At 32.4% G+C, this 21,400-nt stretch carries 24 protein-coding genes; 22 read left to right on the forward strand and 2 right to left on the reverse strand.

The window, feature by feature from the left end:
* Positions 1-150: 150 nt before the first annotated feature.
* The 16 genes from ACKTTR_RS02190 (at position 151) to ACKTTR_RS02265 (ending at position 13,064) form a co-directional block, all read left to right on the forward strand.
* On the forward strand, positions 151-1,110 hold the full coding sequence (locus ACKTTR_RS02190; protein ID WP_408026316.1) for a fasciclin domain-containing protein: 960 nt from the start codon (positions 151-153) through the stop codon (positions 1,108-1,110).
* 79 nt (positions 1,111-1,189) lie between these two features.
* The gene (locus tag ACKTTR_RS02195) at positions 1,190-2,671 is read left to right on the forward strand and encodes a phytoene desaturase family protein (RefSeq protein ID WP_408026317.1); all 1,482 of its coding nucleotides are present in this window, start codon (positions 1,190-1,192) and stop codon (positions 2,669-2,671) included.
* A complete protein-coding gene (locus tag ACKTTR_RS02200) occupies positions 2,655-3,497 on the forward strand; it encodes a phytoene/squalene synthase family protein (RefSeq protein WP_408026318.1) in 843 nt (280 codons plus the stop codon). The genes ACKTTR_RS02195 and ACKTTR_RS02200 overlap by 17 nt, the downstream gene beginning before the upstream one ends.
* Positions 3,494-3,940 carry a hypothetical protein gene (locus ACKTTR_RS02205; protein ID WP_408026319.1) on the forward strand — a complete coding sequence of 149 codons (447 nt, stop codon included), beginning with the start codon at positions 3,494-3,496 and terminating at the stop codon, positions 3,938-3,940. Before ACKTTR_RS02200 ends, ACKTTR_RS02205 begins: the two co-directional genes overlap by 4 nt.
* Positions 3,937-4,392, forward strand: coding sequence for a sterol desaturase family protein (locus tag ACKTTR_RS02210; protein ID WP_408026320.1), 456 nt, complete (start codon positions 3,937-3,939; stop codon positions 4,390-4,392). The genes ACKTTR_RS02205 and ACKTTR_RS02210 overlap by 4 nt, the downstream gene beginning before the upstream one ends.
* Positions 4,389-5,090, forward strand: a complete 702-nt coding sequence (locus ACKTTR_RS02215; protein WP_408026321.1) for a lycopene cyclase domain-containing protein — start codon at positions 4,389-4,391, stop codon at positions 5,088-5,090. Before ACKTTR_RS02210 ends, ACKTTR_RS02215 begins: the two co-directional genes overlap by 4 nt.
* Positions 5,077-5,550: a TspO/MBR family protein gene (locus ACKTTR_RS02220; RefSeq protein WP_408026322.1), complete on the forward strand. Its 474-nt coding sequence runs from the start codon at positions 5,077-5,079 to the stop codon at positions 5,548-5,550. Before ACKTTR_RS02215 ends, ACKTTR_RS02220 begins: the two co-directional genes overlap by 14 nt.
* Before the next feature lie 3 nt (positions 5,551-5,553).
* Positions 5,554-6,207, forward strand: a complete 654-nt coding sequence (locus tag ACKTTR_RS02225) for a TetR family transcriptional regulator C-terminal domain-containing protein (protein ID WP_408026323.1) — start codon at positions 5,554-5,556, stop codon at positions 6,205-6,207.
* Positions 6,204-7,514, forward strand: coding sequence for an ABC1 kinase family protein (locus ACKTTR_RS02230; protein WP_408026324.1), 1,311 nt, complete (start codon positions 6,204-6,206; stop codon positions 7,512-7,514). Before ACKTTR_RS02225 ends, ACKTTR_RS02230 begins: the two co-directional genes overlap by 4 nt.
* Before the next feature lie 56 nt (positions 7,515-7,570).
* Positions 7,571-8,128 carry a flavin reductase family protein gene (locus tag ACKTTR_RS02235; RefSeq protein WP_408026325.1) on the forward strand — a complete coding sequence of 186 codons (558 nt, stop codon included), beginning with the start codon at positions 7,571-7,573 and terminating at the stop codon, positions 8,126-8,128.
* On the forward strand, positions 8,125-9,543 hold the full coding sequence (locus tag ACKTTR_RS02240) for an SDR family oxidoreductase (protein ID WP_408026326.1): 1,419 nt from the start codon (positions 8,125-8,127) through the stop codon (positions 9,541-9,543). Before ACKTTR_RS02235 ends, ACKTTR_RS02240 begins: the two co-directional genes overlap by 4 nt.
* 2 nt (positions 9,544-9,545) lie before the next feature.
* Positions 9,546-10,223 (forward strand): SDR family NAD(P)-dependent oxidoreductase, encoded by a 678-nt coding sequence (locus tag ACKTTR_RS02245; protein WP_408026327.1) that lies wholly within the window; start codon positions 9,546-9,548, stop codon positions 10,221-10,223.
* An 11-nt stretch (positions 10,224-10,234) separates the two neighbouring features.
* Positions 10,235-10,759 (forward strand): CIA30 family protein, encoded by a 525-nt coding sequence (locus ACKTTR_RS02250; protein WP_408026328.1) that lies wholly within the window; start codon positions 10,235-10,237, stop codon positions 10,757-10,759.
* A 1-nt stretch (position 10,760) separates the two neighbouring features.
* Complete coding sequence (locus ACKTTR_RS02255) at positions 10,761-11,303, forward strand: glutathione peroxidase (protein ID WP_408026329.1); 543 nt, start codon at positions 10,761-10,763, stop codon at positions 11,301-11,303.
* Positions 11,303-11,788 carry an SRPBCC family protein gene (locus ACKTTR_RS02260; protein WP_408026330.1) on the forward strand — a complete coding sequence of 162 codons (486 nt, stop codon included), beginning with the start codon at positions 11,303-11,305 and terminating at the stop codon, positions 11,786-11,788. The genes ACKTTR_RS02255 and ACKTTR_RS02260 overlap by 1 nt, the downstream gene beginning before the upstream one ends.
* Positions 11,778-13,064 (forward strand): cryptochrome/photolyase family protein, encoded by a 1,287-nt coding sequence (locus ACKTTR_RS02265; protein ID WP_408026331.1) that lies wholly within the window; start codon positions 11,778-11,780, stop codon positions 13,062-13,064. Before ACKTTR_RS02260 ends, ACKTTR_RS02265 begins: the two co-directional genes overlap by 11 nt.
* Here the strand turns inward: ACKTTR_RS02265 and ACKTTR_RS02270 are convergent, their stop codons facing one another.
* Together ACKTTR_RS02270 and alaS are read right to left on the reverse strand one after the other, a co-directional pair.
* Positions 13,065-13,523 (reverse strand): hypothetical protein, encoded by a 459-nt coding sequence (locus ACKTTR_RS02270; protein WP_408026332.1) that lies wholly within the window; start codon positions 13,521-13,523, stop codon positions 13,065-13,067.
* A gap of 52 nt (positions 13,524-13,575) precedes the next feature.
* Entirely contained in the window at positions 13,576-16,191 is a 2,616-nt protein-coding gene (gene alaS, locus ACKTTR_RS02275) for an alanine--tRNA ligase (protein WP_408026333.1), read from the reverse strand.
* Between the two features lie 155 nt (positions 16,192-16,346).
* On the opposite strand from alaS, the gene ACKTTR_RS02280 reads away from it, so the two are divergent.
* The 6 genes from ACKTTR_RS02280 (at position 16,347) to ACKTTR_RS02305 (ending at position 21,384) form a co-directional block, all read left to right on the forward strand.
* Positions 16,347-17,315 carry a M23 family metallopeptidase gene (locus tag ACKTTR_RS02280; RefSeq protein ID WP_408026334.1) on the forward strand — a complete coding sequence of 323 codons (969 nt, stop codon included), beginning with the start codon at positions 16,347-16,349 and terminating at the stop codon, positions 17,313-17,315.
* Between the two features lie 21 nt (positions 17,316-17,336).
* Positions 17,337-17,666: a MerR family transcriptional regulator gene (locus ACKTTR_RS02285; protein ID WP_047790038.1), complete on the forward strand. Its 330-nt coding sequence runs from the start codon at positions 17,337-17,339 to the stop codon at positions 17,664-17,666.
* A 19-nt stretch (positions 17,667-17,685) separates the two neighbouring features.
* On the forward strand, positions 17,686-18,282 hold the full coding sequence (locus tag ACKTTR_RS02290; RefSeq protein ID WP_408026335.1) for a LemA family protein: 597 nt from the start codon (positions 17,686-17,688) through the stop codon (positions 18,280-18,282).
* A 6-nt stretch (positions 18,283-18,288) separates the two neighbouring features.
* Positions 18,289-18,726: a TPM domain-containing protein gene (locus tag ACKTTR_RS02295; protein ID WP_408026336.1), complete on the forward strand. Its 438-nt coding sequence runs from the start codon at positions 18,289-18,291 to the stop codon at positions 18,724-18,726.
* On the forward strand, positions 18,707-19,594 hold the full coding sequence (locus ACKTTR_RS02300) for a TPM domain-containing protein (protein WP_408026337.1): 888 nt from the start codon (positions 18,707-18,709) through the stop codon (positions 19,592-19,594). Before ACKTTR_RS02295 ends, ACKTTR_RS02300 begins: the two co-directional genes overlap by 20 nt.
* Positions 19,595-19,680: 86 nt before the next feature.
* A complete protein-coding gene (locus tag ACKTTR_RS02305) occupies positions 19,681-21,384 on the forward strand; it encodes an alkaline phosphatase D family protein (RefSeq protein WP_408026338.1) in 1,704 nt (567 codons plus the stop codon).
* The last annotated feature ends 16 nt before the right edge of the window (positions 21,385-21,400 follow it).

A 21,400-nucleotide genomic window follows, 5' to 3' on the forward strand; every position in this document is an offset into this window, starting at 1 on the left:
TGACTAATGTTTTGATTTTCAAGACATATTTTTTTAGTAAAACTTATTTTGTTTAATGTTTTTTACTTAAAAATAAACAAAGTCTATCGAGGCTGAAAAATAGACTATAAAAAATAAAAAGAGTAAGCATTAATTTTAAAGTGTAGAATTATGAAAGTAAAAAATTTAACCTCTGTGTTTTTTTTGGGGCTGTTTTTAAGTTTTGGTTTGTTAACATCGTGTAGCGATGATGACGATCCAGTGGTAGAAAAGCCCAAAACTATAGTTGATGTGGCAGTTGCAGATTCCAATTTAAGTATTCTTGTGTCTGCTTTACAAAAGGCTGATTTAGTATCCGCTTTACAAGCCGAAGGATCTTTTACGGTTTTTGCTCCTACAAATGCAGCATTTCAAGCGTTGTTAGATAGTAATGACTCATGGAGTTCTTTAGATGATATTCCGGTAGAAACATTAAAATCAGTGTTGTTATTTCATGTGATAAGTGGAGAAGTAAAAGCAGCTGATTTATCCAATACGTATGTGAATACATTGTCTACAGGTCCAAACGATGAGATGTTGTCATTGCAAGTGGAAGTTGATGGAGCTGTAGAATTTAATGGAGATTCAAAACCAATTGCAACAGATATTATGGCTTCAAATGGGGTTATACATACAATAGATAAAGTAATGTTGCCAGCTAATGTAGTGACTTTAGCATTAAATAACAGTGGTTTTACCTCTTTGGTTGCAGCTTTGACAGATGATCGTCATACTACTGACTTTGTTTCTTTATTAAGTCAAGAAGGACCATATACAATATTTGCTCCGACAAATGCAGCATTTCAAGCATTGTTAGATAGTAACGATTCTTGGAATTCGTTAGCAGATATTCCGATAGGAACCATAGAAGCGGTTTTAAAATATCATGTATTTGCAGGAGGGAATGTTCAGTCAGACGAATTAAGCGATAATCAAGAAATCACAATGTTTGATGGTAATATGGTTACAGTTGATTTATCAAGTGGAGCAAAATTAGATACAAGTTCAGGACAGTCTGTTGTAATTTCATTGACCGATGTACAAGGAACGAATGGGGTAATTCATGTAGTAGATAGTGTTCTTTTGCCTTAGTTAAGGTGTTAAGTTGTTGACTACAAGCGAGAAATGTTTCTCGTTTGTAGTTAATTTAATTATATTTATAAGAAATAATTTGAAAAAAAAAGTATACATAATAGGTTCAGGATTCTCATCTTTATCAGCTTCATGTTATTTAGCTAAGGCTGGATATGAAGTAGTAGTATTGGAAAAAAATGCTACAATTGGAGGTAGAGCGAGACAATTGTTAAAAAACGGTTTTACTTTTGATATTGGCCCTACATGGTATTGGATGCCAGATGTTTTTGAAAAGTTTTTTACAGACTTTGGAAAGCTGCCTTCAGATTACTACGAGTTAGAAAGGTTAAGTCCTGCTTATGAAGTGTATTTTGGAGAAAAAGATTCAATTATAATTCCAGGAACATTAGATGAGATTTATGAGGTTTTTGAAAAAGAAGAAAAAGGAAGTTCAAAACACCTGAAGTCTTTTCTAAAATCAGCAAAATATAATTATGATGTTTCTATAAACGACTTAGTTTATAAACCAGGGATTTCTCCTCTAGAGCTGGTGACTCCTGTTACTATGGGGAAAATATTTCAGTTTTTTTCTACTATCAGACATGAAGTAAGAAAGAAAATTAAGAGTAAAAAGCTAATTCAAATATTAGAGTTTCCAGTATTGTTTCTGGGGGCAAAACCAAGTAACACCCCAGCTTTTTATAATTTTATGAATTATGCCGATTTTGGCTTAGGTACATGGCATCCAAAAGGAGGAATGTACAAAGTTATTGAGGCTATGACAACTCTAGCTACTAGCTTAGGAGTAGAGTTTCAAACCAATGCAAATGTTGAAGAAATTGTAGTAAATGATAAAGGAGAAGCGATTGGGGTTGCGGTTGATGGAAAATTAAAGGAATCTGATATAGTGTTAAGTGGAGCAGATTATCATCATACAGAAACTTTACTGCCTAAATATCTAAGACAATATTCAGAAAGTTATTGGGATAAAAAAACATTTGCACCTTCATCATTACTCTTTTATGTAGGGTTTGATAAGAAATTAAAAAATGTATGTCATCATACACTGTTTTTTGATACAGATTTTGATGTGCATGCAAAAACAATATATGATGTTCCTAGTTGGCCAAAAGAACCATTATTTTATGCGAGCTTTCCCTCTATTACAGATGGTTCTTTTGCGCCAAATGGAAAAGAAGCAGCCACTTTTTTAATTCCGTTAGCTCCAGGTTTAGAAGATACACGAGAGTTGAGAGAACACTATTTCGATGTTATAATAGAGAGGTTAGAAAAGTTAACAGGGCAATCAGTAAAAGAACATGTATTGTTTAAAGAAAGCTTTTGTGTTAATGATTTTGTGAAAGAGTATAATTCGTACAAAGGAAATGCTTATGGGCTAGCTAATATTTTAACACAAACAGCATTTTTAAGACCAAAGATAAAGAGTAAAAAAGTAAAGAATTTATTTTTTACAGGACAATTAACGGTGCCAGGACCAGGAGTTCCTCCGTCTTTAATTTCAGGAAAAATAGCTTCAGATTTAATTTTAAAAACGTACAAAGATGAAACAATTGTTTGATGAGGTTTCTTACGCGTGTAGTAAGTTGGTAACTCAAAAATATAGTACCTCATTTTCGTTAGCTACGAAGATGTTATCACCAAAAATACGTACAGATATTTATAATATTTACGGTTTTGTACGCTTTGCAGATGAAATAGTAGATTCTTTCCATCAGTACGATAAGGAACAATTATTATTAAAGTTTGAAAGAGATTATTACGAATCTAAGAATAGAGGGATTAGCTTAAACCCTATTTTAAATTCGTTTATATACACCGTAAATAAGTATAAAATTTCTGATGAGTTGGTACAAGCATTTTTAAAAAGTATGAAAGCTGATTTGTACAAAACAGAATATACAACTACAGAAGAATACAATGCTTACATCTATGGATCTGCTGATGTTGTGGGGTTAATGTGTCTTAAAGTTTTTGTAAATGGAGATGAACAAAAATATGAGGAGTTAAAAGAGCCTGCAAAGCGTTTAGGGTCAGCATTTCAAAAAGTAAATTTTTTAAGAGACTTAAAAGAAGATTTTAACGAATTAAATAGATCTTATTTTCCAAATATCAATTTTGGAGATTTAAGTGCAGAAGGAAAAAATACGATTATTAAAGAAATAGAAGATGATTTTGACTTTGCTTATAAAAACGGAATTTTAAAGTTACCAGTTGAAGCAAAATTTGGAGTGTATATGGCATACAGGTATTACAAAAAACTATTAAAAAAGCTAAAAGATACACCTTCAACAAAAATAATGGATACTAGAATTCGAATTTCAAACCCGATGAAAATTAACCTATTGGCAAGAAGTTATGTAAAGTATAAATTGAACTTAATATGATAAAAAGCATTATCTTAGGAGTACTGTTCTTTATATCGTTTATTGGTTTTAAAAACACTCCTGATTTTGTAGTAAAATATCATAATTTGACTACAAAAGAAGCTGAGTTAGCCTACATAGCCAATTATAAAAATAGTAAAGAAGTAAGTATTCAGGGGTATGTAATTTCTCTTGAAATGAAGCAGGCAAAATATAAAAAAATGCCTTGGAGTAAACTAAAAGTTTTTAATACTAATAAAAACAAATTAGAAGAGTTAATTTTAAAGAACCCTAACAATATCCATCTAAGGTATATAAGGTTAGTAATACAAGAAAATACACCAGGTATTTTAGGATATACATCTTCTATTAAAAAAGACAAGCAGTTTTTAAAAGAGGTGCTTCAAAAAAAAGACAGTGTAAGTTATTTACACACATATATAATTAACAATACATCATTATGAATATAGCAATTTACATAGCAGTAACTACACTAACGTTTATTGTTATGGAAGGTGTTACTTGGTGCACACATAAATATGTGATGCACGGTTTTGGTTGGTATTTACATGAAGACCACCATCAACCAGGGTATCCACATGTTTTTGAAAAAAACGATGCTTTTTTCGTGGTCTTTGCAATCCCTAGTATCTTATTATTTTACTTCGGAATTCGACCAGAGTTAAACTTTTTGTTTTTTATAGGATTAGGTATTCTGTTGTATGGTATTGCTTATTTCTTGGTACATGATGTGTTAATTCATAGAAGATTTAAGTGGTTTGATAAAACGAATAACCAATACTTAAAAGGATTACGAAAAGCACATAAAATTCATCACAAACACATGGGAAAACACGACGGAGAATGTTTCGGAATGTTGTTTGTACCCTTTAAATATTTTAATAAAAGACAGTGAGTCAGTATTTATATCTAATATTAAATCTAGGCAGTTTAAGTATTCCGCTATTGTATAGTGTTTTTGAAAAAAAACTACACTTTATACAATATTTCAAACAAGCAGCGCTTAGTATTTTGTTAGTTGCCTTGTTTTTTTTAATCTGGGACAGTTGGTTTACGCAAATGGGAGTATGGGGATTTAATCCAGACTATCATTTGTCGCTAAAGCTACTGAATATGCCCATAGAAGAATGGATGTTTTTCTTCTGTATTCCATACGCGTGTTTGTTTACACATGAAGCGTTAAAGTTTTTATTTCCAAAGTTTAAAATGTCAAAATCAATGACAGTAATTATAAGCTTTTTCCTCATTGTTTTAGTGAGTTTATTGTTGATTTTTAACTTCGGAAAGTGGTATACCACAGTAAATTTTGTACTGTTCTTATTATTGTTAGGTTATGCATTAAAAAATCACTTAAGCACATTGCAAGAATACTACCCTAGTTTCTTAGTGATATTAATTCCTTTTTTAATTGTCAACGGAATTTTAACAGGAAGCTTTATAGAAGAACCAGTAGTTTGGTACAATAACGCAGAGAATTTGGATTTTAGAATTTTCACTATACCATTTGAAGATATTTTTTATGCATTTACCCTGCTGTTTTCAATACAGTTAATCTTCAATTTCTTAAAAAATAAAAAACTTGAAAGAAAATAAATACATACGATTTTTAATATTCCTAATTGCTAATTTTTCGGCTTTAGCTATTGGGGCTTGGTTAATGAATGAAGGACCAAGGACAGATTGGTACTTGTCTTTAAATAAAGCTCCATGGACACCAGCAGGTTGGGTTTTTGGAGTGGCTTGGACAACCATTATGGTTTTGTTTTCTGTATACATGACAAAAGTGAGTTTTCAGTATGAGTTTTTAAATAAAAAAGTGCTCATTTTGTATATAGATCAGTGGGTTTTAAACGTAAGCTGGAACTATATTTTCTTTAATCAACATCTAACAAAACTAGGCTTAGTTGTAATCGCTTTATTATGGTTACTTATTGGTTATTTCACTTTTAAGTATGTAAAAAAAGTAAAGTGGTATACCCTATTTATACTTCCGTATTTAATATGGATGACGATTGCAACCAGTCTCAACGCATATATTGTATTAAACAATTAAACTATGGCAAAAAAAAAGAATATAACACAAGAAAAAATAATAGAATGGTACATGAATACGGTACTATCATCAGGTCAACCGAATTCAATATTTTCTTTTGCGAAAGAAAATAACTTTGAAGAAGCAGAATTTTATAAACACTTTTCAAGCTTTGAAAGCTTAGAAAAAGCTGTTTTTGGAATTTTCGCTAAAGAAACCATTCATTTACTACACAAAACAGAAGCTTACAAAGATTATTCACCGAAAGATAAATTACTGAGCTTTTATTTTACCTTTTTTGAATTGTTGACAGTAAACAGGTCGTATGTGTTGGCACAGTTAAAAAGGATAAAAACAGATTTTTCGAAATTAAAAGTGCTTCAAGAACTACGTACTGAGTTTATTCATTTTGTAAATGAAATAAGCCTTGAAAAAATTGATTTTAAAAATGATAAAATCAACAAAATTCAAGATAAAACTATTGCAGAAGGGTATTGGATGCAGCTATTGCTTATTTTAAGATTTTGGGTAGAAGACGAATCGCCAAACTTTGAGAAAACGGATCTTTTTATAGAGAAGTCAGTAAAGGCTAGTTTTGATATTCAACAAATAGCACCTGTAAAAAGTGTGATTGATTTAGCGAAATTTTTGTGGAAAGAAAAATCACCAATGACATGAAAACCTTAAACAAAATACCTACATCAAAAATAGAACGAGCTACGAAGTTAGTTTCAACAGGAGTAAAAGTTGGTGTAAATTATGCTAAATACTACGGAAATAAAATCACCAAATCAGAAGAAGAAGCAAAAAAACAGCTCAATGAAGATAATGCTACTGATATTTACGATGGATTAAAAGAGCTAAAAGGGTCAGCATTAAAAGTAGCACAAATGCTAAGCATGGAAAAAAATATTTTACCCAATGCTTATGTAGAAAAGTTTTCATTATCACAATTTTCGGTTCCGCCATTGTCGGGGCCTTTAGTAACCAAAACGTTTAAAAAATACTTCAACAAAACACCAGATGAAGTTTTTGATACGTTTGTAGTAGAATCTGTGAATGCAGCAAGCATAGGACAAGTTCATAAAGCTACAAAAGATGGAAAAGAACTAGCTGTGAAAATTCAATATCCTGGAGTTGCTGATAGTATTTCGACCGATTTGGCAATGGTGAAACCTATTGCGATGAAAATGTTTAACATTAAGGGAGAAGGTTCAGATGAATACTTTAAAGAAGTTGAAGAAAAGCTTTTGGAAGAAACTAATTACGAATTAGAACTTGCACAGAGTAATGAAATCGCTGATGCCTGTAAACACATTCCGAACTTAAAATTTCCAAAATACTATCCAGACTTGTCATCAGATAGAATTTTAACAATGGATTGGATGTATGGAGTACACCTGTCAGAATTTACTAAAGAAGAACAAACTGAAGACATTGCAAATAAACTAGGGCAGGCTTTGTGGGACTTTTACATGTATCAAATGCACAAGCTAAAAAAAGTACATGCAGATCCGCATCCCGGGAATTTTTTAGTATCCAAATCAAATGAATTGATTGTTATAGATTTTGGATGTATGAAAGAAGTTCCTGAAAGTTTTTATGTGCCTTATTTCGAACTAGCGAAAAGAGATAATATAGATAATCCAGCTTTTTTTGAAAGTAAACTCTATGAATTAGAAATCTTAAGAAAAGACGATAGGCCTGAAGAAATTACATTTTTTAAAGCATTGTTTTATGAAATGTTATCGCTTTTTACACAACCTTTTCAGCAAGAAGAATTTGATTTTTCAGATCAGGAGTTCTTCTGCAAGATAGCAGATTTAGGTCAGAAATATGCTAAAAGTACCGAGCTTAAAAAGATGAATGGAAATAGAGGTTCAAAACACTTCATTTATATCAACCGAACATTTTTTGGTTTGTATAACTTAATGCATGACTTAAAAGCAAACAAAGTGAAAATCAATAATTTTAACACAATATAATGCACATTACACGTCAACAAATAGACGAGTTTCCTCATCTGTATAAAATAAATTTGATGAATAGCATTTCTGGTTATAAACCAGCAAACCTTATTGCAACAAAATCTAACGACAACATAACCAATGTTGCAGTTTTTAGTTCGGTAGTGCATTATGGTTCAAGTCCAGCAATTTTAGGGTTTGTATTACGTCCTACAACCGTTGTTAGGAATACGTATAACAATATAAAAGAAACAGGATATTATACAATCAATGCTATTAATGAAGCAATAATTGAGGAAGCGCATCATACCTCAGCTAAATATCCTTCGGAAATTTCAGAATTTGATAAAACAGCATTGTCAGAAGAGTTTAAGAATGATTTTTATGCTCCTTTTGTAGCGGAATCACCTTTACAAATAGGAATGAAGTTTTTAGAAGAGCATCATATAAAAGTCAACGGAACTATTTTAGTGTTAGGCGAAGTAACTGATTTGTATTTTAAAAACTCTATGTTGTCAGAAGATGGTTTGTTAAATTTATCTACTGAAAAAGTAGCTGCCATTAATGGTTTAGACACTTATATGGTTGCAGAAAACTATACAAGATTATCATATCAAAGACCAAAGGAATGAAAATCTTAGTTACAGGCACAACAGGTTATATAGGAAAACGATTAATTGTTAGATTACTAGAAAGTAATCACCAGTTAGTTTGTTGTGTTCGTGATTTAGATAGAATACCAGATGAGTTTGAAAATAATTCGAATGTTACTTTTATAAAAGTAGATTTTTTAAATACAGAAAATACAAGTTTTCCAAAAGATATCGATGCAGCGTATTATTTAATACATTCGATGGCTACGACATCAGAAAATTTTGAAAACTTAGAGTTAACCTGTGCAGAGAACTTTAAAAGTTTGATAGAGCCTACCAACTGTAAACAAGTTGTATACTTAAGCGGAATTGTAAATGATAATTCATTATCTAAACATTTACAGTCAAGATACGAAGTAGAAAAAAAGCTACAATCAAACAGTTATGCATTAACAACTTTTAGAGCAGGAATTATTGTAGGAAGCGGAAGTGCTTCTTTTGAAATTATAAGAGACATTGTAGAAAAACTTCCAGTAATGGTAACTCCTAAATGGCTAAAAACAAAAACACAACCTATTGCGGTTAGAGACGTATTAGCTTTTTTAGAAAATAGTTTACAGGTTAAAGAAACACACAATAAATCTTTTGATATCTGCGGTCCTGAAATATTAACCTATAAAGAAATGTTATCGCAGTTTGCTGAGGTAAGAGGTTTTAAAAGATATATTTACACACTCCCAGTTTTAACACCAAAGCTGTCTTCCTATTGGTTATATTTTGTAACATCAACCTCTTTTAACCTGGCGCAAGCCCTAGTGGATAGTATGAAGGTTGAAGTAATAGCAAAACCAAGTGCTATTAATATGTTACTTAATGTAGCGCCAATAACCTATAAAGAAGCGGTAGCATTAGCTTTTCAAAAAATAGAACAAAACGAAGTAATTTCTAGTTGGAAAGATGCTATGAGTAGTGGTGTTTTTCATGACCAACTAGCAAAACATATTCAAATACCTCAATACGGATGTTTTAAAGATATTAGAGTTAGAGAAGTGCAAAATGAAACAGAGACACTACATAAAATTTGGAGTATAGGAGGAGAAACAGGATGGTATAAATTCAATTTTCTTTGGAAGATAAGAGGATATGTAGATAAACTTTTTGGAGGTGTAGGTTTAAGAAGAGGAAGAAGGCACCCAACAGAATTAGAACCAGGAGACCCACTCGATTTTTGGAGAGTGTTATTGGCAGATAAAAAGAATAAGCGGTTGATTTTATTTGCTGAAATGAAATTACCTGGAGAAGCGTGGTTAGAATTTAAAATAGTAAAAGACAAACTATATCAAAGAGCAGTTTTTAGGCCTAAAGGAATTTGGGGAAGAATGTACTGGTATGCCGTTTTACCTTTTCACGCATTTGTATTTAAAGGAATGATTAATCATTTAATAAAAGCGTAAGTATGAAAACAATTGTAGTAGTAGGAGGAAGTAGCGGTATAGGAGAAGCTATTATTAATAAATTAAAAGATTCACACAAAATTATTAATATTAGTAGGACAGTACCAGTGACTCATGAAAATATAAAACATTACACATGTGATGTTACCAAAGATGAACTTCCGGAATTAGAAGAAGTTCACGGATTAGTTTATTGTCCTGGAAGTATCAATCTAAAATCCTTTTCAAGATTAAAATTAGAAGACTTTCAATCCGATTTAGAGATCAACGTTCTTGGAGCAATTAAAACGTTGAAAGCTTATGAAAGTTCGCTTACTCAAAATAATGGAAGTGTAGTGTTGTTTAGCACTGTAGCTTCGTTTTTAGGAATGCCTTTTCATGCAAGCATTGCAACAAGTAAATCGGCAATAGAAGGACTTACAAAATCGCTAGCGGCAGAATATGCGACTAAAATTAGATTCAATGCAATTGCTCCTACGGTAACAGATACACCTTTGGCAGCTCGTTTGTTGCGAAATGAAAAGCAACAAGAGAGTATGCAGGACAGACATCCGTTAAAAAAATATTTAAAAGCAGAAGAAGTGGCAAGTTTAGCCGCTTATTTATTGTCTGACGAAGCATCAGCAATTACTGGGCAAATAATTCCTATGGATGCAGGAATTGTAAGTGTAAAAATTTAAAAAAGTAAAGAATGAAATGGCTTTTAATTCTAAGTTTTCTTATGTTTTTGAATGATGAAATTATAATTTTTGATAAAGATAATAACGCTCAAAGATGGTATATCGTTAACGATACTGTAATGGGAGGTATTTCTAGCTCTTCTGTAAAAATTAATGAGAAAGGACGTTTAGCTTTTTCAGGAAGAGTTTCTACTGAAAATAATGGTGGATTTGCTATGACGAGAATGCCAATAGACATAAATTTAAGCAAACAACACTCAAAGATTATATTAAGAGTGAAAGGAGATGGAAAACAGTATCAGCTACGATTAAAATCAAATGAGTCTCAGCGTTACTCTTATGTACAAGTATTTAGAACAAATACACAAGAACAAGAAATTATATTACCACTAACAGGGTTTTATCCTGCTTTTAGAGGTAGAAAGTTAAACTTTGGTAATTTTTCTGCTAACCAAATAAAAGAAGTAGCAATTTTAATAGGAAATAAAAAAGACGAAGACTTTTCGTTAGAAATCATAAAAATAGCAATTCAATAAAATGAACACAGTAAAAATATTTTTAATCATGGCATTATTTAGTTTTTCAGGCAAAGCACAAACCGTGGAGCCTAAAGAATCGTTATACGATATAAAAATTGAAGGTATTAATGGAGATAACCTAGATCTTCATCAATTCAAAGGAAAGAAAATATTATTTGTAAATGTAGCTTCAAAATGTGGTTTTACAAATCAGTATGAAGGTTTACAAGAGTTATACACAAAACATAAGGATAAATTAGTAATTGTAGGATTGCCATGTAATCAATTTGGAGGCCAAGAACCAGGAACAATAAAAGAAATTCAATCGTTTTGTAGTGTAACCTATGGAGTAGATTTTCCTATGACAGAAAAAATTGAGGTTAAAGGAGAAAATCAACATCCGTTATACCAATGGCTAACACAAAAAGAGAAAAACGGAAAAATGAGTTCTTCGGTAAAATGGAATTTTCAAAAATATTTGGTAGATGAAGAAGGAAGGTTAGTTGATGTTTTTTATTCAATAACAAAGCCAATGAGCAAGAAAATTACCAAATTGTTATAATGATTCACTTTAAAAAGCATTCAGGAATTTATACATTATCCACTGAGCAAATATTAAACGTTCCGTTAGAAAAAGCGTGGGATTTTTTCAGTGCTCCAGAAAATTTGCAAAAAATAACACCGTCACATATGGGGTTTCAAATTACTTCTGATATTGATAAAAAAGCATATGCGGGACAAATAATTACGTATAAAATAGGAATTTTACCAGGGATTAAGTCTAGTTGGGTTACCGAAATTACACAAGTAAAAGAACAACAGTTTTTTATAGATGAACAGCGGTTTGGTCCTTATAGCATGTGGCATCACGAACATTGGTTTGAAGAATTACCAGAAGGAAGAACTTTAATGAAAGATAAAATATCGTATAAAATACCTTTCGGTTTTCTAGGTCATATAGCTCAATCAATCTTTATAAAAAGGCAGTTAAAAGGAATTTTTAAACACCGTTATAGTACGTTAGAAAAATTATTTAATGGAAGATAAAGTATCGATTTTTTGGTTTCGTCGAGATTTACGTTTAGAAGATAACAAAGGGTTGCATGAAGCGCTACAATCAGGTAATAAAGTAGTTCCGTTATTTATTTTTGATGAAGATATTTTAGAAAGCCTTCCTAAAAATGATGCACGAGTAACTTTTATTCACGAAACCTTACAAAACCTAGATGAAGAGCTGAAAAAACATAAATCTTCTCTGTTAGTTAAAAAAGGAAAACCGTTAGCAATTTGGAAAAAACTAACTGAAGAATATATAATTGAGAAAGTTTACACAAATAAAGATTACGAACCTTACGCTATTAAAAGAGATAAGGAAGTAGAAGACTTTTTAGTATCAAAAGGAATAACATTTAATGCTTTTAAAGATCAAGTAACTTTTGAAGAAAACGAAGTTTTAAAAAACGACGGAACTCCGTATACAGTTTTTACTCCGTATAAGAATAAATGGTTACAAAATTTCTCAGAAAAGAGAGATACACAAGAGTTTACGATAGGTTTTGTTAACTTCTATCAATTCTCTTTTGAGTTTCCGTCATTAGTTTACATAGGTTTTGAAGAAAGTATGATTAAAGTAAAACCATACAACCTATCTAATTTAGAGGTGTATGATGAGGTGAGAGATTTTCCTGCTGAAGATAAAACGTCATACTTGTCGCCATACCTGCGTTTCGGATTGGTAAGTACCCGAAAAATGATTCGTTTTGCTTTAAAGACCAACCAAATTTTTTTAAGTGAGTTGATTTGGCGTGAGTTTTTTATGCAAATTTTATATCATTTCCCGAAAGTAGTTACTCAGAATTTCAAGCAAAAGTATGATGCTGTTCCTTGGAGAAATAACGAAGAAGAGTTTAAAAAATGGTGTGAAGGTAAAACAGGGTATCCTATGGTTGATGCAGGGATGCGAGAGCTGAATAAAACAGGATATATGCACAACAGGGTACGAATGATTACAGCAGGCTTTTTATGCAAGCATTTATTGATTGATTGGCGTTGGGGAGAAGCTTACTTTGCAGAAAAACTATTAGATTATGATCTTTCAGCAAATAACGGAAATTGGCAATGGGCAGCAGGTACGGGTTGCGATGCAGCTCCGTATTTTAGAGTGTTTAACCCAGAATCTCAATTAAAAAAGTTTGATAAAGATTTACAATATGTTAGAAAATGGGTGAAAGATTTTGATGAGCTAACCTATCCACAGCCAATGGTAGAACATAAGTTTGCGAGAGAACGAGCGATAAGTACATATAAAAACGCACTGCAATAATTATTCTAAGTCTAAGAAAGTATTAGAGATGAGAAATAAAATTAAAGAATATTTGATATGTTCTTTGTTTTCATTACTGAATGTAATTTTATGATTGTGGTTAAAACTTAAAAGTTTGGTTTCTACCTTGGCAATTTCTTTTTGATTTAAAAGTATATTTGATTTATATGGTATACAGTTTTTTATATAATTGAAAGTTAGCTTGTCATTTACTATTATCTTCTTAGAGTTTTTTAAAAATAATTTACCATTTAGCAGATTGTTATTGATGTAACTTAGAATATACTCATTGGTAAAGGTTTTAATTTTTATTTCAACAAGCAAAGAGTTTTCTGAATTATATACTTTAATTACATCTGATTTAAACCATTTTTTAGTCAACGTTGAGTGATAAATCCTTTTAGATTTGTGGAAAATTTCAAGATTAGAATTTAACTCTCCTTTAGTAATATATTCCATATTTCATATATAAAAAAAGGTTCAGAATTTTCTGAACCTTTTTTAGTATGTATTAAGCGATATAATCTTTAGCTCTCTCTAATGCTTTTGGAATTCCACCAGGGTTTTTACCACCAGCAGTTGCAAAGAAATTTTGTCCACCTCCACCACCGTGGATTAGTTTTCCTAACTCTCTAACTACCTTTCCAGCATCATACCCTTTTTCATTAGCCAACTCTTTAGAAATATAACAAGTTAACATTGCCTTTTCAGCAGAAGGAGCAGTAGCAAATACTACAAATAAATTGTTAATTTCTCCACCTAACTCAAATAATAAGTTTTTAATGCTGTTAGGGTCTAAATCTACTTTAGTTGCTAAGAACTGAACTCCATTTACTTCTTGTAATTGGTTTTTAAGTTCACCTTTCATGTTTTTAGCTTTATCCTTTAATAGTTGCTCAACTTGCTTTTTTAAAGCAGTATTTTCATCTTGTAAACTACTAACCGATTTAGCAACGTCTTTAGGGTTTTTCAATAATTGCTTTATAGCGTCGTAGTTGCGCTCAACATCTTCAAAATAATCACCAACAGCAACATTGGTAATTGCTTCAATTCTTCTAATTCCAGCTGCAACAGCACCTTCTGATTTTATTTTGAAATACCAAATATCACCAGTTTGTTGCACGTGCGTACCTCCACATAATTCCATTGATTGTCCAAAACGAATGGTACGAACACTATCACCATATTTTTCACCAAATAAAGCTACAGCACCTTCGTCAATAGCTTGTTGCATTGGGATATTTCTTTGCTCTTGTAATGGAAGATTTTCACGAATACGAGCATTTACGAATTCCTCAACAGCCTCTAATTGATCACTGTCTACTTTAGAGAAGTGAGAAAAGTCAAAACGTAAATAATCAGGACTAACCAACGAACCTTTTTGTTCTACATGGTCACCTAAAATAGTACGTAAAGCTTGGTGTAATAAGTGTGTAGCCGAGTGGTTACTAGCAGCTAAACGTCTATGCTCTTTATTTACAACAGCTTTAAAAGTTTCGTTTAAGTTTTTAGGTAAATTCTTTGTAAAATGAATAATAACATTATTCTCTTTTTTGGTGTCAAGCACGTAAATAATATCACCATTAGGAGATTCAACATACCCTCTGTCACCAACTTGCCCACCACCTTCAGGATAAAAAGGAGTCATGTTAAACACTAGTTGGTATTGATCACCATCTTTTTTAGTAGTAACTTTTCTATAACGAGTTAGTTTAACATTAGTGGTTAATATATCGTAACCAATAAACTCTTCAACATCATCTTCTAATAAAACAACCCAATCACCAGTTTCACTAGCAGAAGCAGCACGAGAACGCTCTTTTTGAGCTTTCATACCTGCATTAAATTCTTCCTCATTGATTTCATATCCTTTTTCACGAGCGATTAACTGTGTTAAATCAAGAGGGAATCCGTAAGTGTCGTATAATTCAAAAGCACGTTTACCAGAAACAGTTTTACCATTAGTAGTTGCAATAACTTGATCTAATAATAATAACCCTTGGTCTAATGTACGTAAGAAAGAAGTTTCTTCTTCCTTAATAACATTGTGTACTAAAGTGTTTTGTTTTCTAATTTCAGGGAATGCACCTCCCATTTGATGAGCTAAGGTTTCTACTAACTTATAAATAAAAGGCTCTTTTTTGTTTAAGAAAGTAAACCCGTAGCGAATAGCACGACGTAAAATTCTACGTATTACATAACCTGCACCATTATTACTTGGTAATTGACCATCTGCAATTGCAAAAGCAACAGCACGAACGTGATCAGCAATTACACGAATAGCAATGTCAATTTTTTCATCTTTACCATAAGTAGTACCAGTAATTGTTTCTATTTCTCTAATTAAAGGAGTAAATACATCGGTATCGTAGTTAGACTGAACTCCTTGTAATACCATACATAAACGCTCAAATCCCATACCGGTATCGATATGTTTCGCTGGAAGCTCTACTAAAGAACCATCTGCTTTACGATTGTATTGCATGAATACCAAGTTCCAAATTTCAACAACCTGAGGATGATCTTCGTTTACTAACGATTTTCCATCAATTTTAGCTTTTTCTTCTGCGGAACGAATATCAACATGAATTTCAGAACACGGACCACAAGGACCTTGTTCACCCATTTCCCAGAAGTTATCTTTTTTGTTTCCCATTAAGATACGATCTTCAGCAATGTATTGCTTCCAAATATCGTATGCTTCTTGATCCATTTTTGTACCGTCCTTTTCATCACCTTCAAAAACAGTTACGTATAAAATGTCTTTATCTACTTTATAAACTTCAGTTAATAACTCCCAAGCCCAAGCAATAGCTTCTTTCTTAAAATAATCACCAAAACTCCAGTTACCTAACATTTCAAACATGGTGTGGTGGTAGGTATCATAACCAACCTCTTCCAAATCGTTGTGTTTACCAGAAACACGTAAACACTTTTGAGTATCAGAAACTCTACCATTTTTAGGAGTTGAGTTTCCTAAGAAAAACTCTTTAAATGGTACCATACCAGCGTTGGTAAACATTAAAGTAGGATCGTTCTTTAACACCATGGGTGCTGAAGGAACTATTTCGTGTTGTTTTGATTTAAAAAAATCTAAAAATTTAGCTCTAATATCTTGAGATTTCATACAACTCTGGGTATCTGTATTTTGTTAAAATATGTTTAAAAAACTGCTTGTAAAAAGAAGTTTTAAAAGATTTTGTAAATTTGTGAGTTTTCAAATTGTACATCCCCTCAAAGGATGCTTAATTTAAAAAGCACAAAAATAGTACATTTAGCATTATGGCAAAAGTAAAATATTATTATGACCCAGACACTTTATCATATAGAAAGATAGAGGTTAAGAGAAGTGAAAAGTATAAGAAAACTTTCTTGGGGCTACTTAGTTTTTTATTAATTGCTTTTTTTGGTTTTATAGGTTTTAGCCAGTTTTTAATGTCTCCAAAAGAGCGAGCTCAGAAGAGAGAATTAGAAAACTTAAAATTACATTACGAGTTACTTTCTAAAAAAATGGAAGAAAGTGCTGAAATCTTAACCGATTTACAAGAAAGAGATAACAATATTTATAGAACCTATTTTGAGGCAAGTCCAATCCCTGAAGAGCAACGAAAAGCAGGTTTTGGTGGTGTAAATAGGTACAAACACTTAGATGGTTTTGATAATAGCTCAATGGTAAAAAAAGTAACCAAAGAGTTAGATATTTTATCAAAGCAAATGGTAGTACAATCTAAATCGTTAGATGAAATTGTAGAGTTAGCTAAAGAAAAAGAAAAAATGTTAGCTTCAATACCAGCGATTCAGCCTGTAAAAAATCAAGATTTAAAAAGAATGGCATCAGGTTATGGTATGCGTTTACACCCTATATTAAAGTCGTGGCGTATGCATAACGGAATGGATTTTACTGCGCCAACAGGTACTCCAATTTTTGCATCAGGAAATGGTATTGTAAAAAAAGCACATAGAAGTTCTACTTTTGGTAAAGTGGTTTATATTGATCATGGATATGGTTATGAAACCATTTATGCTCACATGAGTAAAATTTTAGCCAGGAGAGGACAAAAAGTAAAGCGTGGTGATTTAATAGGTTATGTTGGAAACACAGGGCGTTCAGCAGCACCACATTTACATTACGAAGTACATAAAAATGGTAGACCAGTAAACCCTATTTACTATTATTACGGAGATTTAACTCCAGAAGAGTTTGCAGCTATGCAAAAAGCTTCACAACAAAAAGGTCAGTCGTATGACTAAACACGTAACAAGCTGTGAAAAATGTATGTAGACTTACCCGATAAACGATATTATAAAATAGGAGAAGTTGCTAAAGCTTTTGGGGTGAATAGTTCACTTATACGATTTTGGGATAAAGAGTTTGAAATCATCAATCCTAAAAAAAACGCCAAAGGCGATCGGTTGTTTACACAAGAAGACGTAAAAAACTTTAAAATTATTTACAACCTTGTAAAAGAAAGAGGTTTTACTTTAGATGGCGCAAAACAAAAACTAAAGAAAAACCCAGAAGGAGTCTTAAATAATCAGGAAATTATTAGTAGATTAGAAACTGTAAAAGCAGAGTTAATAAAAATCAAAAATCAATTATAATTACAAAAAATCAAAAATTATGAAAAAATGGTTAGTGCCTTTAATTATTATAGGAGTTTTAGTATTTGGAATTTATTCATGGGCAAAAGGATTCTATAATACAGCAATAACATACCAAGAAGATGCTAAAACTACATGGTCTAATGTAGAGAGTTCTTACCAACGAAGAAATGATTTAATTGGTAACTTAGTAAAGACTGTACAAGGAGCAGCCGATTTTGAAAAAAGTACGTTAACAGACGTAATTAATGCAAGAGCAAAAGCAACCTCAGTAAATATTAATGCAGGAGATTTAACGCCAGAAAAAATGGCACAATTTCAACAAGCACAAACAGGGTTAAGCGGAGCTTTATCTAAATTATTAGTGTCTGTAGAACGTTACCCAGATATCAAAGCAAACAAAAACTTCTTAGAATTACAAAGTCAGTTAGAAGGAACAGAAAATAGAATTAATGTAGCACGTGATCGTTACAACGAAGCTGTAAACATTTACAATAAGCACATTAAAATGTTCCCAGGAAACATGCTAGCAGGTATGTTCAATTTAACAGAAATGACACGTTATAAATCAGATGCAGGTTCAGAGAATGCTCCTGATGTAGATTTTAAATTCTAAAAATATATGTCTAAAGTAGAAGATTTTCTTACTGCCAAAGAAGAAGAGGAAATCGTTCAGGCTATTAGAGAAGCAGAACGAAATACTTCTGGTGAAATTCGTGTACATATAGAGAAAACTACTGATGTTTCTCATTACGACCGAGCACTAGAAGTATTTCAAATGCTTAAAATGTTTAATACTCAGCAACGAAACGGTGTGTTATTGTACATTGCCGTTGACGATCATAAATTTGTGATTTATGGTGATGAAGGTATTAATAAGGTAGTTCCAGAAAACTTTTGGGAAACAACCAAAGAAGCCATCCAAAATCAGTTTAAACAAGGAAACTTTAAACAAGGAATTATAGATGGTGTGCTAAAAGCAGGAAAAGAATTACAGGCTCACTTTCCATGGACTACAGATGATGAAGATGAGCTAAGCAATGAAATATCAAAAGGCTAAAACCTTCACAGAAGGAAGAAATATGATAAAAAATAAAACGTCATTATATAAAAGAACAAACAAGTTACAGAAGGTAAAAGTTGTTCTTTTTTTTATTGCATTTTTATGTGGACACACTCTTTTCTCACAAGGGTTTCAAATTCCTGAGACACCTAAAGAGCAAACAAGTGTTTACGATTATATTAATCTTTTATCACCCAATCAAAAGAAAAGTTTAGAAAATAAGCTGATTAGGTATGCTGATACCACTTCAACCCAAGTAGTGGTAGCAATTATAAGCTCAACTAAAGGAGAAGAAATAGGATATTTAGCTACCAACTGGGCACACAAATGGGAAATAGGACAAAAGAAGGAAGACAATGGAGTGTTCATGTTATTGGCAAAAGATGATCGTAAAGTAACGATACGAACAGGTTATGGAACAGAGCACTTATTAACCGATTATGTTTCTCGACAAATTATAGAGTACGACATTATTCCTTACTTTAAACAAGGTGACTATTACGCTGGGTTAAACAGTGGAGTAGATGCTGTTTTTAAAGTAATGAGTGGTGAATACAAAGGCTCTAGAAAGCAATCTAAAAAAACAGACTTTAGCTTTATTATCTTTATCATCATTCTGGTAGTATTCTTTATCATTATTTCAAGCGGAAGTAGAGGAAACCGTGGAGGAGGAAGAGGCTATAGAAAATCGGATGTAGCAAGAGGTATTTTAGAAACCATTATTTTAAGCAACGCTGGTAGAGGCGGTTTTGGCGGAGGAAGCTTCGGTGGAGGATCGTCAGGTGGCTTTGGAGGCGGAGGCGGCTTCGGCGGAGGTTTCGGAGGCGGAGGCTTTGGTGGTGGTGGAGCCACAGGAGGCTGGTAGTAACTTCATTTATTTGGTAAAGGTTAGTTAACGTTAAAGCAACGTTGAAATAGTACTTATGCAGGAAAATTAAATGACCCCTACGTATGAAGACTAACATTAAAAGAAGAAGCTTTTTAAGAAACTCATTATTAGCAACTGGAGGACTACTTTTAGTTCCTAATTTTATTAGTTGTAAAGATGATGATATTGATGAACTACCTATTCCAGATAACTTAGCAGAGAAAAACTTTGAGCAAGGAGTTGCTAGTTTTGATCCTACAAACTCACAAGTTATCATCTGGACTCGTTATAGCACCAAAAACACTTCAGCAACCTTAATTTGGCAAATAGCAAAAGACAAAAACTTTAAAGAGGTTGTTCGTCAAGCAGAAGTAACTACCGATGCTTCAAGAGATTTTACCGTAGCTGTTGAAATTAAAGATTTAGATGCAGGACAAAAGTTATACTACCGTTTTGTAAGTGTTGACGATAAAGCAACATCACCAGTAGGAGAAACCCTAACGTTTAGCGAATCAATTAGCGAAGTAAAATTGTCAGTAGCATCTTGTGCAAACTTTGCTTATGGCTATTTTAACGTATATGAAGAGATAAAAAAATCGGATGCAGATGTTGTTATCCATCTGGGAGACTACATATACGAGTATGGTGAGAACACTTACGGTTCGTTTAGAACACCAGAACCAAAAGGAGAAATTATTTCGTTAGATGATTATCGTACTCGTTACCGTCAATACCGTTCAGACGAGCAATTAAAAGAGTTACATAGAAGAAAACCTTTTATCTGTGTTTGGGACGATCATGAGGTAGCAAACGATACGTATAAAGACGGAGCTGAAAATCATCAAGAAAATGAAGGAAGCTTTACTTCAAGAAAACAAAGTGCATTAAAGGCATACAGCGAGTATTTACCTAACATGACGAATTTGGTAGATAATTCAATTATTTACAGAAACTTGAAAATTGGAAGTCTGGTAGATTTAATTATGCTAGATACCCGTATTGTAGGAAGAGATAAGCAGTTAGAATATTCAGCATTTTATAATGAAAAAGGCGAGTTTGATGCAGCGGCTTTTCAGCAAGCATGGTTAAACCCACAACGTACCCTTTTAGGAACTACCCAATTAGGATGGTTAGAAAGTGAACTAGCGGCTAGCAATAGTACATGGCAAATTATAGGACAGCAAGTTTTAATGGGGAAAATGTTAATTCCTGCTGAACTACTAACACTTTTAGCAAAACTATTGGCAGAAGTATCTGCTACAGGATCAGCAAGTGAAGAAACGTTTAATTTGCTTAAAACTTCTATTACAGAGTTGGTAACTATTAAAACAAGAGCTTTACAAAACGATCCTACGTTAACAGCAGAAGAGAGAGCAAGAATAGAAACGGTACTACCATATAACTTAGATGCTTGGGATGGTTATTTTATGGAAAGAGAACGCATTTTAGCAAGCTTTAAAAGTAAAAATGTAGTAGTGCTAGCAGGAGATACTCACAATGCATGGTATAGCGATTTGAAAAATAATTCAGGAGAAAAAGTAGCAGTAGAGGTAGCTACAAGTTCGGTATCATCACCAGGGTTAGAAACCTACTTAGGAGCATCTGCAACAGATTTAGAAGCTGCATTAGGCTTGTTGATAGATGATTTACAATACAGTAATTTCTCTCAAAGAGGATATATGAAACTTACAGTAACAGCAGCAGGTATACAAACTGACTGGAACTATGTAGATACTGTTACTAATAAAACCTACTCAAATAGTATAGGAAAAACAGTAACCTTATAATCATATATTATAAGAA

It is taken from the genome of Tenacibaculum litoreum (assembly GCF_964513915.1).
GTDB classification, from domain to species: Bacteria; Bacteroidota; Bacteroidia; order Flavobacteriales; family Flavobacteriaceae; genus Polaribacter; species Polaribacter litoreum.